At 70.8% G+C, this 24479-nt stretch carries 16 protein-coding genes; 9 read left to right on the top strand and 7 right to left on the bottom strand.

Features of this window, described 5'->3' with window-relative positions; genetic code table 11:
* The first annotated feature begins 48 nt into the window (after positions 1–48).
* The 3 genes from G554_RS14870 to recD are packed head-to-tail and all read left to right on the top strand — an operon-like array spanning position 49 to position 8634.
* Complete coding sequence (locus tag G554_RS14870) at positions 49–3366, top strand: exodeoxyribonuclease V subunit gamma (protein ID WP_051232503.1); 3318 nt, start codon at positions 49–51, stop codon at positions 3364–3366.
* The gene (locus G554_RS0105275; protein ID WP_051232501.1) at positions 3363–6755 is read left to right on the top strand and encodes a UvrD-helicase domain-containing protein; all 3393 of its coding nucleotides are present in this window, start codon (positions 3363–3365) and stop codon (positions 6753–6755) included. Before G554_RS14870 ends, G554_RS0105275 begins: the two co-directional genes overlap by 4 nt.
* Positions 6748–8634, top strand: coding sequence for an exodeoxyribonuclease V subunit alpha (gene recD / locus G554_RS0105270; RefSeq protein ID WP_027587086.1), 1887 nt, complete (start codon positions 6748–6750; stop codon positions 8632–8634). Before G554_RS0105275 ends, recD begins: the two co-directional genes overlap by 8 nt.
* Here the strand turns inward: recD and nudC are convergent.
* The 3 genes from nudC to G554_RS0105255 are packed head-to-tail and all read right to left on the bottom strand — an operon-like array spanning position 8612 to position 16064.
* A complete protein-coding gene (nudC, locus tag G554_RS0105265) occupies positions 8612–9580 on the bottom strand; it encodes an NAD(+) diphosphatase (RefSeq protein ID WP_027587085.1) in 969 nt (322 codons plus the stop codon). The genes recD and nudC overlap by 23 nt on opposite strands.
* Positions 9577–12801: an ATP-dependent helicase gene (locus tag G554_RS0105260; protein ID WP_051232498.1), complete on the bottom strand. Its 3225-nt coding sequence runs from the start codon at positions 12799–12801 to the stop codon at positions 9577–9579. The genes nudC and G554_RS0105260 overlap by 4 nt, the downstream gene beginning before the upstream one ends.
* Positions 12798–16064 carry an ATP-dependent DNA helicase gene (locus G554_RS0105255; protein WP_051232496.1) on the bottom strand — a complete coding sequence of 1089 codons (3267 nt, stop codon included), beginning with the start codon at positions 16062–16064 and terminating at the stop codon, positions 12798–12800. The genes G554_RS0105260 and G554_RS0105255 overlap by 4 nt, the downstream gene beginning before the upstream one ends.
* Before the next feature lie 212 nt (positions 16065–16276).
* On the opposite strand from G554_RS0105255, the gene G554_RS0105250 reads away from it, so the two are divergent.
* The 3 genes from G554_RS0105250 (at position 16277) to G554_RS0105240 (ending at position 17714) form a co-directional block, all read left to right on the top strand.
* On the top strand, positions 16277–16483 hold the full coding sequence (locus G554_RS0105250; RefSeq protein WP_027587082.1) for a cold-shock protein: 207 nt from the start codon (positions 16277–16279) through the stop codon (positions 16481–16483).
* Between the two features lie 83 nt (positions 16484–16566).
* Positions 16567–17457 (top strand): PP2C family protein-serine/threonine phosphatase, encoded by an 891-nt coding sequence (locus G554_RS0105245; protein WP_027587081.1) that lies wholly within the window; start codon positions 16567–16569, stop codon positions 17455–17457.
* A 29-nt stretch (positions 17458–17486) separates the two neighbouring features.
* A complete protein-coding gene (locus G554_RS0105240) occupies positions 17487–17714 on the top strand; it encodes a DUF3107 domain-containing protein (RefSeq protein WP_027587080.1) in 228 nt (75 codons plus the stop codon).
* Between the two features lie 35 nt (positions 17715–17749).
* Here G554_RS0105240 and G554_RS0105235 read toward each other — a convergent pair whose 3' ends face one another.
* Positions 17750–18316 carry a ferritin family protein gene (locus G554_RS0105235; protein WP_027587079.1) on the bottom strand — a complete coding sequence of 189 codons (567 nt, stop codon included), beginning with the start codon at positions 18314–18316 and terminating at the stop codon, positions 17750–17752.
* Between the two features lie 538 nt (positions 18317–18854).
* Between G554_RS0105235 and G554_RS14865 the strand changes: the two genes are divergently transcribed.
* On the top strand, positions 18855–20423 hold the full coding sequence (locus G554_RS14865; RefSeq protein ID WP_425393340.1) for a DEAD/DEAH box helicase: 1569 nt from the start codon (positions 18855–18857) through the stop codon (positions 20421–20423).
* Positions 20424–20589: 166 nt separating this feature from the next.
* Positions 20590–21081, top strand: coding sequence for a hypothetical protein (locus G554_RS14860; RefSeq protein WP_051232494.1), 492 nt, complete (start codon positions 20590–20592; stop codon positions 21079–21081).
* A 24-nt stretch (positions 21082–21105) separates the two neighbouring features.
* Here the strand turns inward: G554_RS14860 and trpS are convergent, their stop codons facing one another.
* Positions 21106–22218 carry a tryptophan--tRNA ligase gene (trpS, locus tag G554_RS0105220; RefSeq protein ID WP_027587078.1) on the bottom strand — a complete coding sequence of 371 codons (1113 nt, stop codon included), beginning with the start codon at positions 22216–22218 and terminating at the stop codon, positions 21106–21108.
* 208 nt (positions 22219–22426) lie between these two features.
* Complete coding sequence (locus G554_RS0105215; RefSeq protein WP_084648331.1) at positions 22427–23284, bottom strand: PHP domain-containing protein; 858 nt, start codon at positions 23282–23284, stop codon at positions 22427–22429.
* Between the two features lie 140 nt (positions 23285–23424).
* Here G554_RS0105215 and G554_RS0105210 point away from each other — a divergent pair, with 140 nt between their 5' ends.
* Complete coding sequence (locus G554_RS0105210) at positions 23425–23904, top strand: DUF2505 domain-containing protein (protein ID WP_027587076.1); 480 nt, start codon at positions 23425–23427, stop codon at positions 23902–23904.
* Between the two features lie 18 nt (positions 23905–23922).
* On the opposite strand, the gene G554_RS0105205 is transcribed toward G554_RS0105210, so the two are convergent.
* Complete coding sequence (locus tag G554_RS0105205) at positions 23923–24438, bottom strand: DUF6912 family protein (protein ID WP_027587075.1); 516 nt, start codon at positions 24436–24438, stop codon at positions 23923–23925.
* Positions 24439–24479 lie beyond the last annotated feature (41 nt).

The following is a 24479-nucleotide window of genomic DNA, read 5'->3' as shown; positions in this document are numbered from 1 at the left end:
CCGCAGGCACCCGGACGATATGGTCAGGACAGCACCGCAGGAGGCCAGATGTCAGATGACCGGGAGTTCGATCCGCCCGCCGAGCGGGCTGACCTGAGCCTGGTGGGCTGCTGGTCCGATGCCGTCGCTGCCGTCCTGGCGGGCCTCACCGATGCCCGCGGGGTATCTCAGGACCCCTTCCGGATGCCCTTGCTGGTGGTCCCTTCCCGAGCCCACTCACGGGCGATCGCGCAGCAGCTGGCTCGCCGTGAGGGTGTGGCGGTCGGTCTGTCGGGTGTGCCTGAGGCTCGGCTGCGCAGCATTCTGGAGTCCCGACTGCTCGGTCTGGACACCGGTTCGGATCCCTGGCGACCCCAACCGCTGGCGGCACGGATCCAGGAGATCCTCCAGACCAGCGAGGAACCGTGGACGCAACCGGTCCGGCAGCATCTGGAGGCGATGACGGCCAAGGGGACCATCAACCCCGGCTGGCAGGCGGCCTGGCGCACCGCCACGGTGTTCGCCCGACTGGCCCTCGAGCTGCCCCAGCTGCTGGCCGACTGGGCGGCCGGCGGTGCGCAGGGGGCCGACGGCGAACCGGTGGACCCCGCCCGCTCCTGGTGGCCGCCGCTGTGGAGGGCGCTGCTGGATGAGGGGCTGGAGATCGATGACCCGCTCGCCAGGCACCGCCGGCTGATGGCCGCGCTGGCCGATTCGAGTCTGGATCTGGGCTGGTCCCGGTGCGTCTGGTTGGCCGGACCCTGCACCGGAGCACCGATCCGTGAGCTGGCCCTGGCACTGGGGGCCCGGTTGCCCACCCGGGTGGTGCATCTGGACCATGGCCACCCCCGCCCCGACGCCGTGCCGCCGGCCTGGGCCGCCTTCAACCAGGTGCGGTCGGCCTCACTGAGGAGCTGGCAGCAGCAGTTCGCCGCCCGTGTGCAGTCGGCACCGCCCCGGCCGGCGCAGGTACCCGAGAGTCTGAGGGGCCGGCCGCCGGTCACCCTGTTGTCGGCACTGCCGGGGCCTGTCGGCACACCGGCCGAGGGCCCCGGCAGGTCGAAGCTGGTCGCCGATGGCACTGTGGCGGTCCACGCCTGCCACGGTGCCGACCGGCAGGTCGAGGTGGTGCGCGATGTGCTGTGCCAGGCCTATGCCGAACTGCCCGGCCTGGAGCCCCGCGACGTCGTCATCGTCTGCCCGGACCGCCGGCTCCATCAGGTGCTGCTGGGTGCTCTGCTGTCTCCCGCCGATCCCGGCCTGGCAGGCGGTCACCCGGCTCGCTCGCTGCGGATCCAGGCACCCGCATCGGCTGCCGGCAACCCGGTCGCCCAGGCCGTCGTCCAGGTGCTCGGGCTGGGATCCTCGCGGGCCGGGGGTTCACAACTGGTGCAACTGGCCTCGATGCCGTCGGTGGCGCGGCGGTTCTCCTTCACGGCCGATGATCTGGCCGACATCGCCCGACTGGTCACCGATGCCGGGATCCGATGGGGGATCGACGCCGCAGCCAGATCCCGTGCCGGGCTGGCCGGCGCCCGGCAGTCCACCTGGCTGGCCGGGGTGGAGAGAATGCTGCTGGCGGCTGCGATGTCGTCGGTCCCACCGGGATGGCTGGCCACCGTGACCCCGATCGACGGGGTGGAGTCCGCCGACATCGATCTGGTCGGACGGCTGGCCGAACTGGTCTCGAGGCTGCGCCGGGCGATCGCCGACTGTCAGGCACCGGCCACCGCCCAGCAGTGGACCCGGCGGCTGGCACGGATCGTCGGGGAGCTCACCCAACCCGCTCCAGGACAGGCCTGGCAGGGCCCGGCCACCGTCGGCGCGCTGTCCCAGCTGGTGGCCACCAGGCCCCAGGAGGTGCTGGAGATCAGTCAGGTGTCCGGCATCCTGGCCGACCGGATGGCCGAGATCCGCTCGCCCATCTGGTTCGACGGCAGCACCCACATCTGTTCGCCCGCCGATCTGGACGCGATCGACCATGAGGTGGTGATCCTCGTCGAACCCGACTCCAGCGACCTGGATCCCGACCCGCTGAGCGGGCTCCGCGACCACGACGAGACGGACGCCGATCCTGGACTGCTGGCCCGCCAGATGCTGTTCGACACGATGGCGATGGCGCGACGCCGGCTGGTCGTGGTGCGCCAGGCCTACGATCCGGTGACCAACCAGCCGGTGCTGCCGGGACCCTTCAGCACCGCTCTCGACCAGCGGCTCAGCGATCTGGGAGTCGAACCCTCATCGGTGCACGTCTGGCACGGCCTTCAACCCTTCTCGGCCAGCGAGTTCGCCGCCGCCGATGGCTGGCGCAGTTTCGACCCGGTCTGTGCCGCCGCGGCCCGGGCCGCCCATCGGCCGGACACCGGTCCCGCCCTCGACCCACTCGACCGGCACCACGGCGCTCCGCTGCTGCCGGCCCCTGAGACGGTGGGCTCCGGGATCTGGAGCCCGGCGGAGCTGGCCGCGGTGCTGGCCCATCCGGCGCGGGCTCTGCTGCGCTCCCGGTTGGGCACCGGGACCCGCAGCTGGCACCAGGAACCGGCCGACGAGCTGCCCCTGGAGCTCGGCCCGCTGGAGGGCTACGGGGTGCGGGCCAGGCTCCTCAATGACCTTGAGCTGGGCGCCTCCCCCGCCGATGCGCGCACTGCCGAACGGTTACGCGGCTCGACCCCGCCGGGAAATATCGGACTGGGCGCCCTCAACTCCCAGCTCGATCGTGCCAGCGCCATTCTCGCCGCCACCCGGCGAGCCCGCCGGACCGGTCCGGAGAGTCTGGTCGCCGTCTCAGCCGAGTTGTCAGACGGAGACCTGCCCCCGCTGTCGTGGCCCCCGGGCCGGCTGATGGATCCCTCCCGACCATTGCGCCTGGCGGGACGGGTGAGGGTCTGGGGAGACACCGTGGTGCGCTCCTCCCCCTCCCGCGCCTCCGCCCGGGACCTGTTGAGCCTGTGGATCGAGCTGTTGGCCGTGGCGGCGAGCTGGCCGGGCTCGTGGCGAGGGGTGCTGGTGTGCGACTCCACACCCTGGCAGCTGGTCGCCCCGGACTCCGATCGGGCCCAGCATCTGCTGTCCGGGTTGGCCCGGGCCGCCTGGTGGTCGGGCCAGCAGCTGGTCCCGTTGGCGATTCGCACCTTCGCCGCTTTGTCGGGGCTGCTGCCCGCCCCCCGGCCCGACTGGCGGTCCGGGCGGTCGGGAGTCGGGGTCGCCTGGGCCCGAGAGTTCGACGCCGACTGGGCTGTCTTCCTCGACGACGACCAGGCCAGCCTGCAGGCCGGCTGCCAGGCCCTGGGCTGCTCGGCCGAGGATCTGGCCGGCTGGTTCCTGGAGCCGGTGGCCGCCGCTGCCGGGCGCCTGCCCGTGGCACCGAGCGCTGGAGAGTTCCGATGACCGATCCGACTCCACAGCCGACCTCTGCGCTCCCCGCAGCATTCGACATCACCGCCGAGTTGCCGCACGGCACCACCTTGCTGGAGGCCAGTGCCGGTACCGGCAAGACCTGGGCGATCGCCGCAGTAGTGACCCGAGCGATCGCCGCCGGGCAGGTGCGGACCGACCAGTTGTTGCTGGTGACCTTCAACCGCTCAGCAGCTCGTGAGCTGCGCTCCAGGGTGCACTCCCGGCTGGTGAGGGCCCACCGGCTGCTGAGTGGTGCCGACCAGGTCGCCGACCACCGCGAGCTGGATGAACTCGACACCGTGCTGGTCGCCGCCCCGCGCCAGATCCGTGCCACGATGGCGGCCCGGCTGACAGCGGCCCTAGACCACTTCGAGGACGCCACCATCACCACCACCCACGAGTTCTCCTCCCGGATGCTCGCCGAGCTGGGGGTGCTGGCCGACCACGACCCGTCCTCGCGGCTGCTGGCGGATGCCGGCCCGCTGGCCGATCAGGTGGCCGCCGATCTGTACCTGGCCAGCCACCTCGACCAGACCGATCCGCCCGCTCCGGCAGCAACCCTCAGGCTGGCACGCGAGGTCGCCGTGCAGTACCGCGAGGTGGAGCTCGGCCAACAGGTCAGCACCTCCCGCTCGGTCCAGCGGATGAGACTGGCCCGGCAGCTGAGGGACCGGGTCGGGCAGCGGGCCCATGCCGAGCGCTGGCACACCTTCGACGACCTGATCGCCGATCTGGCCGCCGCTCTGGCGGATCCGCTGCGCGGACCGGCTGCGGTGGCGACCCTGGCCCGGCGGTTCGCCCTGGTGATGGTCGACGAGTTCCAGGACACCGACCCGCTGCAGTGGCAGGTCCTGGACCGGGCCTTCCGCGGTCGGGTCGACCTGTGGCTGATCGGCGACCCGAAGCAGTCGATCTATGCCTTCCGAGGAGCCGACATCCACTCCTACCTGGATGCCGCCGACCGGGTCGACAGGGTCCTCGCGCTGGATGTCAACCGTCGCACCGATGCGCCCGTGGTGGCCGGAATCGGCCATCTCTTCGGCCCGGCCCTGCTGGGCGACCCGCGGATCCGGGTGACCCCGGTGCGGGCCTGGCACACCGGTTCCCGGCTGGCCGGCGACACCGCTGCCGCACACCACTACGACTGGTCCCACCCGGTCCAGCTCAGGTGCATCCGCACCGAGGGGACCAGCACGATGGACAGCCTCACCGCGGACCGTCTGGTGGCCGAGGATCTGGCCAATCAGGTCGTCATGATGCTGGACGGCGGGTCGACCTGGGTCGACGAGCGGGGCGCCGCGAGGTCGCTGACCGCCCCTGACATCGCCATCCTGGTGCGCACCCGCAAGCGAGGTTCCCAGATCCGCGAGGCCCTCACCGCGGCTGGCCAGCCGGCGGTCTTCAGTGGCGACGAGTCGGTCTGGCGGTCCAGCGCGGCGACGGATCTGATCGACCTGTTGGACGCCCTGACCCTCATCGATCCAGCGGTGCTGGCCAGGCTGGCGCTGTGCCCACTGGGGGGCGGACGCCCCGAGGAACTGGTCAGGGCGGCATCCCGGGTCCGCCCGGAGTTGGCCGTGGCGATCGGCTCGTGGGCCCGCCGCTGGCCGGACCTGGGGGTCTGGGGAGTCGTCGACGAGGCGCTGCGGCGGCCGGGGGTGATGACGACGATGCTGGCGGGGGCGGGCGGCGAGCGCTACCTCACCGACCTGCGGCAGATCGCCCAGGCCGCCCAGACCGACGACTCGCTGAACCGGACACCGGCCTCCCCGGCCACCGTCGCCGAGTGGTTGAGGGACCGGGCCGGCAGCTCCTCGGTGGAGTCGCCGCGGCGTCTGGAGACCGACCGCAGGGCAGTGACCATCATGACCATCCATCAGGCCAAGGGCCTGGGATTCCCGGTCGTGCTGCTGCCCGACGCCGCCCGCAGCTGGCCCCTCCGCGACCACCAGGAGCCGATGGTCTGGCACCACGATGGCCGCAGACTGCTGGATCTGGGAGACCAGGGCCCGGGCCGCGACCAGGTGTGGCAGTCCCACCTGGCCGATCAGCGGGCCGAGGACCTGCGCACGCTGTATGTCGGGATGACGCGGGCCCGCTCGGCGGTCAGGCTGTGGTGGACACCTGACCGCCGCCAGCACCGCGGCTCGCCGCTGCACCGGCTGCTGTGCTTCGACCACCACTCGGCCCGGACGCCGGGTCCAGGAGATGGCGAGATCGACCCGTCACGGCTGGGCTGGCTGGATCCCGACCTGCTCGATGTCGTCCAGGTCCCCCGCCAGATGCTGTTGCGGCGGGCCGCCCAGGTCGTCGGGGCACCGGACGTCGCGGCTCGTGTCCTGGACCGGCGGATAGACCGGGACTGGGGGCGCACCTCCTACTCGGGACTCACCGAGGGGCTGCACAGCGACCTCGGGCAGCTGGCTGCCGACCAGCCCCTGGCGGACGGCCAGTCGTCGGTCGGCCGGACGCCGGACGGTCGGGGTGAGGACCAGACCGGTGGGCTGGACGAACCCGAGGAGGCCACTGACCCCGCCCCGCAGCCTGGGGACACCGCCGGGTCGGCCGACGGGACCGGGGCCGGTCTGTGCGCGATGCCCGGTGGCACCGCCTTCGGCACCCTGGTGCACGCCATCCTGGAACGTGTCCGGCCGCTCTCCGAGGGGCTGGCCGAGGACGTCGGCACCCGCACCGCCGAGGCGCTGGCGCAGACCCCGCTGGAGGGGGTCACCGCGCCCCAGCTCGCCCAGGGGCTCACCGATGTCATGCGGACCCCGCTGGGGCCCCTCACCGGGGACCTGCGACTGTGCGACATCGGCCCGGGCAATCGGCTCGCCGAGCTGAACTTCGAACTGGCGATGGCCGACAGTTCCGAGCGCGCCGCCTCGCTGGCCGGTATCGCCGCCGCACTGGCGGATCCGGGACTGGTACCCCCCGAGGACCCGCTGGCCACTTACGGAGCGGTGCTGGCCGCCTCACCGGCCGCCGATCGACTGCTCGCCGGGTTCCTCACCGGCTCCTTGGACGCCGTGCTGCGACTGCCGGATCGACGTCACGTCATCATCGACTACAAGACCAACCGGGTGCCGATGCCGCCGGGTACGGCCCTCACCCCCGACAGCTACGACCAGCCGGCTATGGCCGCGATGATGATCGGCTCGCACTACCCCCTCCAGGCAATTCTCTACAGCGCCGCGCTTCACCTGTTCCTGGCAGCCCGGCTGTCCGGATACGACCCTGCTCGCCACCTGGGCGGGGTCGGCTACCTCTTCGTGCGCGGCATGACCCCCGAGCAGGGCCACGGGATATTCGCCTGGTACCCGCGACCCGAGCTCATCGTGCGGGTCTCCGAGCTGCTGACGGGACGCCGCGATGACTGACCTGGTTGCGATCTCGGCCACCGGCCTACTGCTGGACTTCGCCCGGGCCGGAGTGCTGGACGCCGCCGACATCCACCTGGCACGACTGGCCTGCCGGGCCTGCGGGGAGTCCGATGAGACCGTCGAGCTGGCCGCTGCTCTGGCCTGCCGGCAGGTACGGCACGGCTCGGTGCAGATGGACCCGACGACGATCGCGGAGCAGGTCAGCCGGGAGCTCCTCGATCCTGCCGTGGTGGCGGCCGCCGGACCCCAGGAGCTGGCCGTCATCGACGCCTTCCGCGCCCTGCAGTGGCCCGAGCCCACCGACTGGCTGGCCACCCTGGAGGCCAGTCCGGCGATCGCCAGATCCGGCGATGCCCGTGATCCCGGCACCCCGGTCAACAGAAGAGCACTGCGTCTGGACCACCGGCTGGTCTATCTGGAGCGCTACTGGCAGGCCGAGCAGCAGGTGGCCCTGCTGATGGCCCGGATCGCCTCGGACCCGCCGCCGCTGGCGGCCGGCGCCGACCAGGCCGCTCTGACGGCGGTGACCACCGCCCTGGACCGGGCCGGCATCGCCCTGGACCCGGCCCAGGCGCAGGCCGCCCGCAATGCCTGCGGGCGGCGTCTGTCAGTGCTGGCCGGCGGACCCGGTACCGGCAAGACCACCGCGGTCTGCGCGATCCTGGCGGTGCTGGTGGCCGCCGACCCGCAGTTGGGCCCGATCAGCCTGGCTGCTCCCAGTGGCAAGGCCGCGGCCCGACTGCGAGATGCCGTCGCCGAGGTCGCTGCGCTGCTGCCCCGGCAGCTGATCCCAGGGCCCCTGGAGGCCACCACGGTGCACGCCCTGCTGGGTTCGATGGGCCCGGGAAGGGGATTCCGACACGACCGGCGCGACCCGCTCGCCGCGGGAGTGGTGGTGATCGACGAGTCCTCGATGCTCTCGCTGCCGATGACCGCCCGGCTGCTGGAGGCGATCGGCCCGCGCACCCGCCTGGTGCTGGTGGGGGACCCGGGTCAGCTGGTCTCGGTGGACGCCGGATCGGTGCTGGCCGATGTGGTGGGCTCGGCCGACCGGCTGGGACCCGGGGTGCTACCGGTCACCACCCTGACCCGCAACCACCGGTCCGGTGGTGCGCTGGCCCGGCTGGCCGAGCTGGTGCGACGGGGTCGGGCCGATGAGGCCCTGGCACTGCTGGCCACCGGCGAAGAGTCGATCTGCTTCGTCCAGGCCGATCCGGCGACCCTGGGGTTGCCGGACCTTCCCGGCGTCGCCGATGAGATCGCCTCGGTGGCCGCTCGGATGACCGAGCTGGCGCAGGCCGGTGAGGACGATGAGGCCCTGGCCCTGGTCGATGAGCACCGGCTGTTGTGCGCCCACCGGCAGGGCCCCTACGGCGTCTCCAGATGGTCCCAGCAGATGGCGGAGGCGGCCAGTGCCCAGCTGGTGGGCGGCGCCGCCCGGCCCGCCTCGCGGGCCGGCTGGTCGCTGGGCCAACCGGTGATCGTCAACCAGAACCTCCGCCAGATCGACGTCAACAACGGCGATTGCGGGGTGGTGGTCGCCGAGCACCCGGTGCCGATGGTGGCGCTGCCCGGGCCCGGCGGCACCAGTCGCCGGCTGCCCTGCTCCCTGGTGGCCTCACTGCGTCCCCTGGAGGCGTTGACGGTGCACAAGGCCCAGGGGTCGCAGTTCTCCAGGGTGACGGTGGTGCTGCCTCCCCCGGAGTCGCCGTTGCTGACCCGGGAACTGCTGTACACCGCCATCACCAGGGCCAGACGCCGTCTGGTGCTGGTCGCCACCGGCGAGTCGGTGGCCCGCGCCATCTCCCAGCCCTCCAGACGCCAGTCCGGCCTGGCCGGGCGCTGGCAGCGGATCAGTGAGTCAACGGCACGCTGAGGTCGGTGCCCGATTCCGGGGCGGGCAGCCGGTCGGCCAGCCAGGCCTCCTGCAGTGAGCGGGCGATCGACATCGGGGTGGACAGCTGGAGGCGGCCGGCAGCGACCAGCTCGCGCACCTGGTCGCGGGAGTAGAAGTCGGCCTCGGCCAGTTCGTGGTCGGCCAGCGCGATGACCCCCTCGGCCCGTGCCACGTAGCCCAGCATCAGTGACCGTGGGAAGGGCCAGGGCTGGGAGGAGAGATACCGGGCAGCGACGACCCGCAGCCCGGTCTCCTCGGCGACCTCACGCACCAGGGCGTGCTCGGCGGCCTCACCGGCCTCCACGAAACCCGCCAGCACCGACATCCGGCCTGGCTCCCAGTGGGCCTGCCGTCCCAGCACGATCCGGTCATCGTGGTCGAGGACGGCTGAGATGACCGCTGGATCGGTGCGCGGGAAGACCTCTCGGCCACATCGGGTGCAGATCCGGGTCGGGCCGCCGGGGGTGACCCGGGTCAACCCGTGGCACCTGGGGCACAGCGGCTGCGACTCCGCCCAGTGCAGTGCTGCCAGGCCAGACCAGACGATCTCCCGGTCCACCGGATCCAGACTCAGTGAGCGCACCGCGGCCAGCTGCTGTCCGGGGCCGGGCACAGGCCGGCCCCGGGTGATGAACCACGGCCTGCCCGACACCACCCCGATGAACAGCTGACGCTGATCGTCGCGATCGCCTGCGGTCGGCCCCGGAGCCAACGTGACCGGGGGTTCACGGCGCGCCGACCGGGCCGCCGCGGCAGCCGGCCCGACCGGCCTGCGCTGGACGACCACCTCGTCGTGCGCCCCGACCGTCAGCAGCAGTGCTGACGGATCGGCCCACCGGGCGGCATTGGCCGCCGGGTCGTCACGGTCCAGATGGCACCTGTTGATAACGGGCTCACCGATGAAAGGCAGGGAGGTCGCGGTCACTCCCGCAACTCTAGGACGCCGGCCAGCTCCGCCAGGCTCATCAACGGCTGGGCGGCGATCGTCTGGTTGGCACCGACATGGTGGAAGACGGCACTGACCCGGTCCGGATCGACTCCGGTGGCGCCTGCCCAGGCCAGCCGGTAGACCGACAGCTGGAGCGGGTCGGCGGTGTGCGGGGCCGAGGTCTTCCAGTCGACCACCACCTGACGGCCGGGATCATCGGGATCCTCAACGACGGCGTCCAACCGACCGCGGATCACTCGTCCTGCCACCGTGAGGGCGAAAGGCTCCTCGACCGCGATGGCCGTGGCCCGGGCCCACCGCGATCTCAGGAAGGCCGCCCGCAGCCCCTCCAGGTCCGGATCGAGCCGGCCGCCGGCAGCGGCATCGAGAGGTTCGCCGTCCTCGTCGACGGGCACCAGGTACTGCTGGTCCTCGGGTTGGAGGTATCGGGCGACCCACTCGTGGAAGCGGGTACCGATGTCGGCGCCGGGCAGCACCCGACGCGGCATCGGGCGTCGCAACGAATCCAGGAACTCAGACCGGTCGGCGTGCAGGGCGACCAGCTGGGAGGTGGTCAGGCCGATCGGCAGCACCACACCGGAGTCCTGGCGATGATCCGAGTCGGAGGCCGCCATCAGCAGTTCGGCATCGCGCCGCCAGCCGGCCACCAACGCTGCCTCCGCCGGATCGTCGGGCAGCCGAATGGCGCCGTCATGACTCGCGGCGGGCGGCTGCGGCCCCCGCTTGATCCTCTCGGCCAGCTCCCTGACCCGTTCGGCGTGATCGGGATCGGCCGGTTGCGGCCAGGGGATCCCGGTGAGCGCGGCGACCTGGTCGGGGGTCTCCTCGGCCTCCGGCGGCTCGCAGACCTCCAGACCCCACTGGGACATCCGGGCGGCCACCGCCAGCGCGTAGTCGCTTGCGAGCCTGGGGCGCACCGCCGGTGGCCGCCAGCGATGCCAGCCGAGCACCAGCTGGTCCCTGGCACGGGTCAGGGCGACATATCCCAGCCGGTCCTCGGCACCTCGCGCCTCGACGGCCAGATCCTCCTTGTAGCGGGCGAGGTCCTCGCGGGAGCCGGAACCGGGTTGGGCCACCGAGCCGGCGTCCCCCCGGATCGACGAGGGCAGCACCGAGGCGCGAGTGACGTGATTGTCCGGGGCCAGGGTGGAGGGGAAGACCCCGGCATCCATGTCCGGCAGGATGACCATCGGCCACTCCAGTCCCTTGGCCCCGTGCACGGTGCTGATCACCACGGCGTCCTGGTTGCGGGGAGCGCTGCGGGCCAGCCCGTCGCCGAACTCCTGCTCGGCGTCCAGCCAGGAGATCAGGCCGGCCAGGGTGAGGTCGGGGTCGTCACGCATCGCGGCGTGCACCTCGGACCACAGGGAGTCCAGATGGGCCTGGCCGGAGTGCCTCCGGGCCGGTTCAGCGGCGGCCAGCTCGTCGGTCAGACCACTGACCTGCTGGATGCGCAGCACGAGGTCGTCGGGACCGTCGACGGCGTGCGCCGCCAGCGCCCGGCACTCCCCAGCCAGCCGGGCCAGCGCCGGACCCAACCGAGGAGTCTGCGACAGCTCACCCGGGTCGGTGACGGCATCGGCCAGGTAGGGCTGCGGCCGCTCCTCAAGGCCGCCCCGGCCCGCCAGGCCGTCCTGGCGAGCCCTGGCCCCGGCCAGCTCGCGAGCTCTGGATCCCACCGCGGCGAGGTCGGCGGGGCCGAGCCCCAGTCTCGGGCCCGAGAGCAGGGTGGTCCAGGCCTGGTTGTCGCGCCGGTCGGCCAACAGCTTCAGATGGGCGACCACCAGTGCCACCTCGGGTACCTGGAGCAGGCCCGACAGATTGCTGACAAGTGCTGGGATCTGGCGTCCCACCAGTGCGGCGTACAGGTCGGTGACATCGGAGTTGCGACGCACCAGCACGGCGGCCTGGGACCAGGCCTCGATGACTCCCCTGGCTCTGGACTCCACCAGGGTGTCGGCCACCCACGCGCACTCAGCGGACCAGGACAGCTGGCCGTGACACAGCGCCCGGCCCTCCCGGGTGCCCTGTGGTGCTCTCAGCGCACCGACCCGACCGGCCACGGCCGCCGATCTCCTCAGGTCGGCGGACAGATCGTTGGCGCAGTCCAGGATCCGGGTTCCGGAGCGTCGGTTGGTCAACAGCGTGAACTGGCTGGCCGGTCGTGATCCACCGCCGCCGAGGGGTACCGGGAACTGGCGGGCGAAGCTGAGGATGTTGCTGGCCGCAGCCCCCCGCCATCCGTAGATGGCCTGCAAGGGGTCTCCCACCGCGGTCACCGGATGGCCCATCCCGGTGTCCGGATCCGGCCCGGTGAACAGGTCCATCAGGAGCTGGGCCTGGGCCGAGGAGGTGTCCTGGTACTCATCGAGAAGGACCACCTTGAACCGGCTGCGCAGATCCCTCCCGACCTGTCGGGCGCCCCGGGCCAGCTCGACGGCCTGGGCCATCCGATCGGAGTACTCCACCAGGCCGCGATCGGCCTTGAGCTGCTGGTACCTGCCGACCAGCCCGAGCAGCTCCTCGCGTTCTGTCACCGTCTCGATGGCGTGGGAGACGTCGGCATAGGTCCGTCCTCCCCTCGCGGTGGGAGCCCGGTCCAGCTGCTGGAGCCAGGCCTGGTCGGCGTCGCGGACCTGATCGACATCGACCAGGTGAGCTGCCATCTGGTCCGACAGCGAGATCATCGCCCCGGCGATCGAGACCGGCGTCAGTCGCCCCGCCATCCTCGGCGCGGCCTCCAGGCCGGCCAACACATCGAGGGCGAGCTGGTGGCAGCGGGCCCGGGTGATGAGCCGGGCGCCGGGCTCCACCCCGGTCCACGCCCCGTACTCATCGACCAGCGAGGCGGCGAACCCGTCATAGGTCGTCACGGTCGCCGGCGCATCCCCGGGCTCCAGGATCCCGGCACGTCGCAGTGCCCCGTCGATCCGCTCGGACAGTTCGGCGGTGGCCTTGCGGGTGAATGTCAGGCCCAGCACCTGATCGGCGCGCAGCTGTCCGGAGGCCACCAGCCACACCACCCGGGCGGCCATCGCGGTGGTCTTCCCGGTGCCGGCCCCGGCGATCACCACCGATGGCTCCAGCGGGGCTCCGATCACCGCCAGCTGCTCGGCGGAGAACGGGATGTCCAGCAGCTCGCAGATCTGTGAGACCTCGGTGAGCAGGACGCGGCTACCGGTCTGTGTGGTGCTCATCGGCTCTCCTGTGGCAGACGGTTGAGTTCCTCGGCCGGCAGATCCTCAGGAGGAGTGAGAGCCGGACAGCCGGTGCGCACCGGGCAGAACGGGCAGCCGGGATTCGGCACCGCGCGCAGCTGACCCGACAGTGCGATCCGGGCGGCCTGCTCGATCCTGGCGTGGATCCAGTCGGGGATCCCGTCCTCGAGCGGCCGGTCCTCCCCCAGCGGCCACGGCACATCGGCCAGGGAGGGCTGGCGCACCACCTTCGGGTCGGCCCCGCCGCGCCCCGCGCCACGACGCAGGTAGACCAGTTCCGCCCCGCCGACAGCCACCGGCGGCCGATCCGGCAGCATCTGGACGCCACCGGCGGCCACCACCGCCTGGTAGACGCCGACCTGCAACAGATGCGAGCGCGCCACCTGGGGGGAGGTGCTGGTGCCGGCCTTGAGGTCGACCACCACCAGCCGACCGGTCTGGTCCCTCTCCAGCCGGTCGATGCTGCCCTTGAAACGCACCGGTCCGCAGGGCAGCTGGAAGGTGTGGTCGAAGCCCACCTCGGTACCCACCAGAGTGGCCGGGCGACCCTGGAGCCAGCGGTCCAGCCGGCCCATCGCCAGCTGGGCGCCCTCCTCCTCCACCCCGGACTGCCAGCCGATCGGGAACTCCAGATCCGCCCAGTCACGGCTCAGCCGGTCCCGGGCCTCCTGCAATGACCAGCCCTGGGCCATCGTCCGAGCGGCGACCTGGTGGACCAGACTGCCCGCCGCGGCGCGCGGGCTGGCTGCTCCCGAGACCTCGCCGCGGCGGGTCAGGAACCACTGACGAGGGCAGCTCAGCAGTTCCCCCACATGGGAGGCCGCCAGTCTGATGACCCCGGCCTGCCCCGCAGATCCCGAGCTCCCGAGCGCCACCATGCCGGCCTGGTCGCGGTCGGTGACCGCCGGGTCCCAGCCGGTGGCCCACCAATGATCCGGCTGGGCCGGTCCGGCCCCCTTGGAAGCGAGCTCGGCGAGTATCTCGGCCGCCTGGTCCCGCACTGCCGCCGAGCTGGCCGGTGAGGTCGCAGCCCGGCGCAGCCGCCCCACCAGATCCGACATCCGGGTGAATCGGGCAGGCAGCTCGGCGCTCGACGAGCCGGCCCCGGCCAGCAGCTGCGCCTCCCCTCCACCGGTGCTCGCCGCGGCGATCTCGGTGAGGAATGCCGACGGCCGCACGCCGTTCTCGGAGTCCTCGACAGCGACCAGGATCAGCAGATCGCGCGCCCGGGAACAGGCCAGCAGCAACAGTCTGCGCTCTGCGCGAACCGTCTGGGGCCATCCGGGAGCCGGCACCGGGCCCTGCGGTGACCAGCTGTCGGCGGCCACCAGCGAACCGGTGTGGTTGGGGGCCGGCCAGCTCCCCTCCTGAAGTCCGGTGACAGCCACCACCTGGAACTGGCGGCCCTTGGCACGGTGCGCAGTGAGCAGACTGACCCCCAGCCGGTCCCGGTCGGACTCGCGGCTGCGGTCGGCGGGGATGGTCTCCTGGCGGACCGCCGCGACCAGATGTCTGGCCCCCGCTGCACCGTTGAGAGTCGCAGTGCGCTCGGCCAGGTCGAAGAGCGAGCACAGTCCGTCCAACTCGCGGTCGGCGGTGCTGTCACCGGCGAGCGCCCGGGACCTCAGCTGCGCCGCCCAGGCACTCGCCCCCCACAGCACCCACAGCGCCTCATGGACCTCCGCCCCGGTGCGGAGCCTGTCTGCGGCCCGCCGGATCCGGGCCACCAGATCCCGCGCCGGTGTCACCGCACGGGCCAGGCCCGGAGCTGGAACGGGCCCGGAGTCGGCCCCGACTCCCGCCCCCAGCAGCCGCTCGGTGAGGACCGGCCAGTCCAGCTGCCCGATCCGCTGCACCCGGCACCACTGTTCGATGCGATGCCAGACGGCCTGGTCCAGACCCGACATCGGCCCGCGCAGCAGGGCCACGGTGGCATCGGCCTGCGGATCAAGGCCATCGGCCAGGCTCGCCGAGGCGCTCAGCGCGGTCAGCAGCACCTGCACCGCATGCACCCCCGACAGCGTCACCTCCTCCTTGCTGCGATGCACCGGAACCCCCTCACTGGCCAGCACCGCGGCCAGGGCCGCGAGCTCGGAGCCGTGCCGGGTGACCACCGCCATCTGGGACCACTCCACGTGGTCGATCAGGTGGGCCCGACGCAGCCGGCCGGCGAGCTCCCGGACCGCCCGGCCATCGGAGGGGGCCAGGATGCAGTCCACCTCTCCGGCGCCATCGCCGGGGCGGTCGGCGCGGCCGGCGGCAGTGGGCTGACGCCGCAGCAGCGGGCTGGCCGGCACCAGCGGCAACCGCCCCCGGATCTCCTCGACGACATGGTGGATCGCCGGGGCGCCGCGGTGATCGGTGACCAGATGATGCACCGACAGATCCGGGAACAGTCCGGTCAGCTCCTCCAGACGGTCGGGCACCGCCCCGCGGAACTCGAAAGCGGTCTGATCGGGATCCACCGCCAGCAGGGTGGGGACTCCACCGGATGTCAGGGCGGCCAGCAATCCGGCCTGGGAGGGATCGGACTCCCCGAAGTCATCGACCACCAGCAGGTCCATGGTGGAGACCACCGCGGCCAGCACCTCGGGGTCGGCGAGCAGGATCCGGGCCCGGTGCACCGCCTCGGCGTAGTCAAGGGTCTGCTCGAGATCCAGGACATCGAGGTACTCCGCCAGGAAGGGCCCGAGCACCGACCAGGACTCGATCCCGAACCGATCCCCGAGCTCGGCCAGGTCGAGGGGGTCGCGCCCCTCCTGGCGCACCGCGGCCGCCAGGACCCGCAGATCGGAGGCGAAACGGGCGGTCCCGGCGCTGGCCCGCAGCTGTTCGGGCCACCCCGACAGGTCGGAGCCCGCCAGCAGCTCGCGAATCCTGAACTCCTGCTCGGGGGCGGTGAGCAGGGTCGAGGCCCGTCCGGAGTGCTCCGCGATGACCCGGGCGGCCATCGCGTGGACCGTCATCACCCGCGGAGCGAGATGGGCTCCCCCGACCCGTGCCAGCAGCTCATTGCGCAGCTCCTGGGCGGCTCCACGGCTGTGGGTGAGCAGCACCGCACGGTCCAGCCGTCCGCCCCGGGTCAGATACCCGGCCACCCGCTCCAGACACACCGTGGTGCGCCCGGTGCCAGGACCGCCGAGCACCAGCACGGTGTCGTGCCGATCGGCCAGGGCTGCCGACTGCCGGGCGTCCCGATCCAGTCCGGTCTGCTCCGGTGGGTGGGGTTCCTGCAGGTTCATACCCTCATCACACCACCGGTCACCGACACTTTTTTGCGACCCGATATCCGCACCGTGGCCAATATGTGAGAAGCTAGTGCCGCCGTCTCGCAGAATGGGGGCACCGGAGGAACCGGTGCATCCTGGGCTGCGGCTCATCACTGGCGTCGCCGGGGTTGGGACCGGCATTGGGGATACGAGGTGTATCCCCAAAGCGCTGACAAGGAGTGCACATGGCACAGGGAACCGTGAAGTGGTTCAGCCCTGAGAAGGGTTACGGTTTCATCGCCGTCGACGGGAACGCTTCCGAGGACGTCTTCGTCCACTGGAAGTCCATTCAGACCGACGGGTTCAAGACCCTTGACGAGGGCCAGCGGGTGGAGTTCGACATCACCGAGGGCCGCAAGGGCCAGCAGGCCGAGAACGTTCGCATCGCCTGATTCATCAGGGCTGGCGGAATGATGACCGTCCCGCACCTTCTCGAAGGTGCGGGACGGTTCTCGGTACCACGGAAAGACCATCGATGACCTCACCAGAGTCCTGTCCACCCGAGCACTCCCGCATCCTCATCTCCCGGGCCGCCCAGGCCGCGACGCATATCGGAGCGGCCACCAATGTCGGCCTGCGGCACCCCACCAACCAGGACTTTCTGGCCGTCGACGTCGATGCCGATGTCAGTCATACCGTGATCGTAGTGGCCGATGGCGTCTCCTCCACCGAGGGCGCCGAGCAGGCCGCCGAGGTCGCCGCGAGCTCGGCCTGCCGCTACCTCACCGGGTGCCTGGCGCAGGGCCTTCCCAGCGCCGATGACGCCGTCGTCTCACTGTTCGGCCATGCCGTCCACCACGCCCACCGGGCGGTGCTGAACCATCCCGGCCCCCGCGGGATCGGGGCCTGCACCCTGGTCACTGCGATCTGCTCGGCCGACCGGATCGTGGTGGCCAATATCGGTGACACCCGCGCCTACTGGTTCCCCGCCGAGGGGCGCGAGCAACGCCTGACCGTCGACGACTCGGTCGCCCAGGCGCAGATCGATCTCGGAATGTCCCGCCAGGAGGCCGAGTCGGGTGCCGGCGCCCATGCCATCACCAAGTGGCTGGGGGCCCGGGCCACCGATCTGGACCCGCGGGTGCATGCCTACCGGCCCAGGATCCCGGGCTGGGTGATGGTGTGCAGCGACGGGCTGTGGAACCACCTGCCAGATCCTGCGGAGTTGGCAACGATGTTCTGGAAGGTCGTCGGCGAGGCCCCCGTGGGCAGCGACGGCGAACCCGACCCCGATCATGTCGCCCAGGCTCTGGTCGACTACGCCAATGCCTGCGGTGGCTTCGACAATGTCACCGTCGGCCTGTGGCGTCTCGACAGGCTTCCCGGCGACCCGCAGTCCATCCCCGACCCCGCGCCGGCCAGCTGAGATCGCGTTCTGCTAGTAGGTTGGGGCTCATGGAGATCAAGATCGGAATCAGCGACATCCCCCGCGAGGTGACCATCGAGTCCGATGAGGACGCCGACGTCATCGAGGCCGACCTGCGCGAGTCGCTGTCGAAGTCAGACGGCCTGTTCAAGGTCACCGACGCCAAGGGGCGTACCGTTCTGGTGCCCACCCGTTCACTGGGCTATCTGGACCTGGGCCAGCCCAATCAGCGACAGGTCGGCTTCGGCAGGGCCTGAGCCGACTCTCCCCGTCGTCTGCGCCGGCGGGGTTCTCAGGGCTCCAGACCCAGTTCAGCTACCCGCCCGTCGTGCAGGGACAGTACTGCGGCCATCACCTCGGTGATCGCCGACAGGTCGTCCAGGTCACCATCGCCGGCACCGGTGAGCAGCGAGCACAGGTCCTGGTGAACAGCGGCCAGCCGCTGGGCGACGCTGAGCACCTCTCCCACCAGCTTCCGGGCGAAGGCGGAGTCTGCCGACAGGTCGGTGGTCGCCGCCAGCTGGGTGTACATCTCCTCGTCCCATCGGACCCGAACTCCGGTGCCCAGCCCCAGCCAGGGTCCGTAGGATCCGCTGGCCGGGGTGAGCTGCTCGTCGAGATGGCCCTCCACCTGGGCGATGAAGTCGCTGCACAGGCCCACCAGGAGATAGTCGCGCAGCAGCACCTGGAGCCAGGACCTGCTGGGAACATAGGATCCGATGCTGCCGATGAGAGGTTCCACCTCACTCAGCTCGGCCAGGCTGTCGAGATGCTGGCGGGACTCGTCGAGGATGGCGGAGAACTCCCCCGACCGGTCGGCCAGCAACAGCCGGCGAGCCACATCGGGAGCCAACGGCATGCCACCGATGGTGGCGCTCATGCTGTGCAGTGCGGCTGCGCTGACCACCGCCCAGAAGGTGTTCACCGCCGGCGAGGACGGGACGCCGGGAATCGACGGGGTGGATTGGCTGTTCACGTCACCAAGCCTAGGACCCCGGAACCGCCCAGCGGGCCCGAACACGCACCATCGCTTCACCGCTGGCGGATCCGGCCCCGACCGGGACGGCCGGGGCCGCACCTCGACGGGGTATCGGCGGATAGCGGTACAATGGCCTGCGGTGTGTCGATATCGCTCCGCACCTGGCCTGGGAATGGGCAGCCTAGCCGCAGCCCTGATGGGCCGAAGTCCATGACATCGGGCCTCGACGGGCCCTTATCACGAAGAGGCCACGATCCTGTCTGCTGACATCTCCACCCCTGTGCACTCCACTTCCACCGGCGCCGAGCAGTCCACCACTGCCGAGGCGCCCACCAGCTTCGCTGAACTGGGTGTCCGCGAGGACATCTGCCAGGCGCTGGCCGGGGTCGGAATCACCGCCCCCTTCCCGATCCAGGCGATGTGCATCCCGATCGCGGTCCGCGGCACCGATCTGATCGGCCAGGCCCGCACCGGTACCGGCAAGACGCTGGCTTTCGGTGTCACCATCCTCCAGCGGATCACCCTTCCCGGTGACGACGGCTGGCAGGACGTCGCCGCTCAAGGCAAGCCTCAGGCGCTGGTGATGTGCCCCACCCGTGAACTTGCCCTGCAGGTCTCCCGCGACATCGCGACCGCTGCCAGCGTGCGCGGGGCCCGGGTGCTGACGGTCTACGGCGGTGTGGGTTACGACGTTCAGATCGATGCTCTCAAGGCGGGCGTCGATGTCGTGGTCGGAACTCCCGGACGCCTGCTGGACCTGGCCCACCGCAAGGACCTGGACCTGTCCCACGCCCGCATCACGGTGCTCGACGAGGCCGACGAGATGCTCGACCTGGGCTTCCTGCCCGATGTCGAGAGGCTGTTGGCGATGACTCCGGCCAAGCGTCAGTCGATGCTCTTCTCCGCCACCATGCCGTCGGCCATCATGGCGCTGGCCCGGGCCCACCTCAACAAGCCGGTGCACATCCGCGCCGAGGGCGCCGATGCCCAGGCCACCGTCCCTGATACCACTCAGTTCATCTACCAGGCCCACGCGATGGACAAGATCGAGGTCATCGCCCGGATCCTGCAGTGCCGGGACGTCGAGAAGGTGATGATCTTCTGCCGGACCAGGCGTGCCTGCCAGCGGCTGGCCGATGATCTGGAGGATCGCGGGTTCAAGGCCCGCGCGATCCACGGCGATCTCACTCAGGTGGCCCGCGAGAAGGCCCTCAAGAAGTTCCGAGCAGGCGAGTCGAACATCCTGGTGGCCACCGACGTGGCCGCCCGCGGAATCGACGTCACCGGCGTCTCCCATGTCATCAACCACGAGTGCCCCGATGACGAGAAGACCTATGTTCACCGCATCGGGCGCACCGGGCGTGCCGGAGCCAAGGGGGTCGCGGTGACCCTGGTCGACTGGGCCGACGTGACCCGCTGGAAGATGATCAACAAGGCCTTGGACCTGGGCTTCGACGATCCGGTGGTCACCTTCTCCACCTCCCCCCACCTGTACACCGACCTGGACATCCCCGAGGGCACCCTGGGCTACCTGCCCGGCTTCGGACCCGGCAGTCATGAGCTCCGCCATCGTCGTGACGATGACCGGCACGGCCGGCCCGGCCACGGTGAGGACCACAACCCCAGGTCCCGTCACTCCGGCAGGAAGGACTCCAGGGAGACCGACAAGAAGGAGGCCCGCAAGGCCGCCAAGTCCAAGGACAAGGCGGACAAGTCGAGCCACCCCGATCGTCAGAAGCGCAAGCGCACCCGTCGCCGCAACGGCGAGGTGCTCGGCCAGGCCTCCCACCCCGAGCAGGTCAAGGCCGCCGTGAACGAGCCGCAGACCCGCCCCGAGTCGACGACCCACTCCGAGCCGAAGACCCACTCCGAGCCGGCGCGGGCCCCTGAGCCGGCCCCGGCCGCGACGGCTGGCGCCGACGACCAGCGGGGCACCACGGCCTCCCAGCGCAGGCGGCGCCGTACCCGCAGGCCGCGCACCGACTGATCCCGTCCCTCCCGGGGTCGATCGTGGCGGGCCCGCCACGATCGACCTGAGATCGAATTCTTATCGGATCCGGTCTTCCCATCGGACCATCGGCATGGCATCCTCTACGGACACCCCGGCACGTGGGGGTGCCCAGCGATCGCTCCGAGGCCCCTGGGGGATCATCATGCCAGCCTCATCGCCGCATGCAGGCGCCGACAGCCAGTCGGACGCCGGCCACGGGTGGGTGTTCGCATCCCACCTGAGCCGTCATGTCCGTCATCTCGCCGACGCCACCGGCACCCCGTGGCGGGTGCTGGCCCACCTGGCAGGAGTGCCCAGTTCCACTGTGGCCACCATGGTGACACCGGGCCGGCCGCGTGCCAGGATCCGCACTCGGGATGCCCAGCGGCTGCTGCGCCTGACTCCCGAGACGGTCTGGTCGGCCGAGCACACGATGGTCGCGGCCGCTGCGACCGTCAACCGGATCCAGGCGCTGCGGCAGGCCGGTCATCCTCATCGTCGGATCGCCGACTACCTCAATCTCAGTGACCACGAACTGAGGCCGTTGGCCGCGGGCGAGCAGAACTGGTGCACCCTGATGGTGAAGCTGCGTGCCCAGGCGGCCTGCGAGGCTCACAATCTGTGGTGGTCCGAGGCAGACGACCACGAGGACTGAGGCCCCGCCGGGCGGCGACCTGCCTCAGTAGACCATCCGCATCGCATGACGCACCTCGTCGAGAGTCTGGTCGGCGATCTCGCCGGCCCGCTGGTTGCCGCTCCGCAGCACCTGGCGAAGGTGGCCCTGGTCGGCGACCAGCTCCTGACGCCGGGCCCGGATCGGCTCGAAGAAGTCATTCATCGAGGCGGTGAGCCGTTTCTTGAGGGTCCCCGATCCGCCGTCTCCGATCTCCGAGGCGACCTGGTACGGATCGGCCCCCTCGCACAGCGCGGTCAGCAGCACCAGGTTGGAGACCTCGGGCCGGTTGACCGGGTCGTAGCTGATGTGGCGGTCGGCGTCGGTCCTGGCCTTCTTGATGAGCCTGGCGGTCTGGTCGGCGCTCATCCCGATCTCGATGGTGTTACCGCGAGACTTGCTCATCTTCGTGCCGTCCAGGCCCAGCACGTGCGGAGTGGCCGACAGCAGCGCCTCGGGCTCGGGGAAGACCGGGTGCTCGGGATCGACACGGCCGTATCGCTCATCGAACCGCCTGGCGATCACCCGGGCCTGTTCGATGTGGGGCAGTTGGTCCTGGCCGACCGGCACCAGGTTGGCCTTGCAGAACAGGATGTCGGCGGCCTGGTGGACCGGGAAGGTGAGCATCAGCCCCGACATCGGCCGATCCGAAGACGCCAACTCGTCCTTGACCGTGGGGTTGCGGCGCAGCTCGGCGTCTGTCACCAGGGAGAGGAAGGGCAGCAGCAACTGGTTGAGCCCGGGTAGCGCGGAATGGGTGAAGATCGTGGTTCGGGCCGGGTCGATGCCGATGGCCAGGTAGTCGGCCACTGCCGACATCACATTGTCCTGGATGTCGCCGACCCCGTCCCGGTCGTAGATCACCTGGTAATCGGCGATCAGCAGGAAGGACTCGATGCCCATCTCCTGCAACCTCACCCGGTTGGCCAACGAGCCGAAGTAGTGACCGATGTGCAGCTTTCCGGTGGGCCGATCGCCGGTGAGCAGCCGCCAGTTGCCCGGGTGCTTCTCCAGATCGGCCTCGACCTTGTCGCTGCGCTCCTGCGAGCGGGCCAGTGTCGCCTCGTTGGAGCCCTCGCCCGACTCAGGAGAGGCGGGCTCGGCAGAGTTCTCGGTCATGGTGTCCTTTCACGCTCACCGGGGGTGGGCGCGCGAACGGCCGCCACCCGGCGGCCGTCAATGATGGTGGAAAACCTCAGGGCCGCGTGCAGCGGCGCCACCAGGAGAGCTGGGGCGCGGGCACGGGAACCATGGGCGTCACTCTACCAAGACGGTCGGGACCGCCAGCACGACATCGGGCCCGGATCAAGGGGTCCGCACACCCCGCTCACCGACGAAGGGCTCCGCCACGCAGTTGGATGCGGGTGCACAGCTCGCGGTGTGCGGTCTCACGGGTGGTGTTGCAGCCCAGCTCATGGTTCGTCTTGCCGGTGCCGTGGTAGTCGCTGGAACCGGTGCGCACCAGACCCAGCCGGCCACCCAGGTCGAACAACATGGCACGCTGGGCGGCTGTGTGATCCTGGTGGTCGACCTCCAGACCATCCAGCTGGTGGTCACGGACCAGCGCGGCGATCCGCTCGGGGGTGAGGACGGCATCGGCTCCCCTGGCCCAGGGGTGGGCCAGCACGGCGGCGCCACCGGACCGGTGGATCAGGTCCACTCCTGTTGCCAGATCGCAGGAGTAGCGACGCACGAATCCGGGACGTCCGACGTCCAGCCAGTCACGGAAGGCCTCGTCGCGGTCGGCCACATAGCCCTCGGCGATCATTGCATCGGCCACGTGGGGGCGCCCCAGACTCGATGCCGAGGAGGCCACCGCGTGGACATCGTCGGTCGTGATGTCGATTCCGGCCTTGTTGAGAGCCTGCACCATTCTCAGTAGCCGGCCGCTGCGGGAGTTGCGCAGCCGGGCCAGTTCGGCGAGCAGGTCGGGGGCGTCGGTCCGACATCCATATCCCAGCAGGTGCACCTCGTGACCGTCCTGGTTGCAGGAGATCTCCACCCCGGGAAGTACTCTGACGCCGAACCTGGCGCCCGCGGCCTGGGCCTCTGCCAGCCCGTCGAAGGTGTCATGGTCGGTCAGGCCGACCACTGCCAGGCCGGCGGATGCGGCCTTCATCACCAATCGGGTCGGCGAGTCGGTGCCGTCCGAGACGGCGGAATGGGTGTGCAGATCGATGCGCATGACGGTCCTCCCTCACCAGATGTGGCCGCTCCGGCGGCGCTGCCGATGGCCGCCGCCATGGCGAGCCACAGCTGTCAGCCTACGCATCCTCTCGCCCGCTGGTGCCGGGTGGTCCCCTTCTCGTGCCAGACTGGGGAGCCATGGAGATCAATTCCACGGCCCAGTTCGCCGCTGACCCACAGACCGTCGCCGCAATGATGCTCGATCCGCAGTGGTGGCAGGACGTCTACCGCAGGATCGGCGCGACCGCCAGCAACATCACCACCGAGCCCGATGGCATCAGCATGGATCTGGCACTGCCGGCCCCGGACCAGGTCAAGAAGCTCGTCGGGGAGACGATGGCGGCCCGCCAGTCGTTGCGCTGGGAACCCGCCGCTGCCGACGGCTCGCGCAAGGGAACCCTGACCATCACGCCGAACGGGATGCCCGCCAAGGCCATCGGCCATGCCGACCTGGCAGTGGGCGGTCCTGGAAGCATCGTCACGTACATCGGTGAGTTCACGATGTCGATCCCGATCATCGGGCGCAAACTCGAGAAGGCCGCCGGACCTCACATCACACAGGCCCTCGAGGTGCAGCAGGCGGCCGGCAACGACTACCTGGCCGCCCACTCGGCCTGACCCGGGGCCCCCGGCCGCTCACACCGTCGCGCGCGGATCGCTGTCAGCGGCCGGCAACTCCTCGGTGATGTCATGCCAGGACAGCTCGTGCTGGGCCAGCAGACTCTGCACGGTGACGTCGTTCCAGGCATCGTCGATCACCATGCCGGCGACCGCGCCGGCCGCCTCGGCAGCCACCTCGTCGTCATCATCGGCAAACCATGCGGTGATCCACGAGGGCTCCAGCCGGGCCAGCGTGACGCCGCCGTTGTCGACCTCGTCATTGGCACCCACCACGCTGGCGGGCACCTCGGCGACCAGCACCAGACGCCTCCCGAACCGGGCGAGGCCCCACACCGAACCGATCACCATCGCCGCACGCTCGGCCTGCTCCTCATCGCCTGCCGACAGGTCGAGGACCGAGCGCAGCTGAGGGGTGACCGTGAAGGCCTGGAGCCCGCTACCTCCCTCGGCCCTCAGCCGGCGAGCTCCTCGCGCATCAGTCGGCAGGAAGACGAGTAGCTGGCTGCTGCGAGCAGCGGTGGAATCGGTCATATCTGGAACCTCCCGGAACTTCGATCCCGTCCACGGTAGCC

The organism is Acidipropionibacterium thoenii DSM 20276, assembly GCF_000423445.1.
Lineage (GTDB): Bacteria > Actinomycetota > Actinomycetes > Propionibacteriales > Propionibacteriaceae > Acidipropionibacterium > Acidipropionibacterium thoenii.
This window is presented reverse-complemented; position numbering and strand designations above follow the sequence as displayed.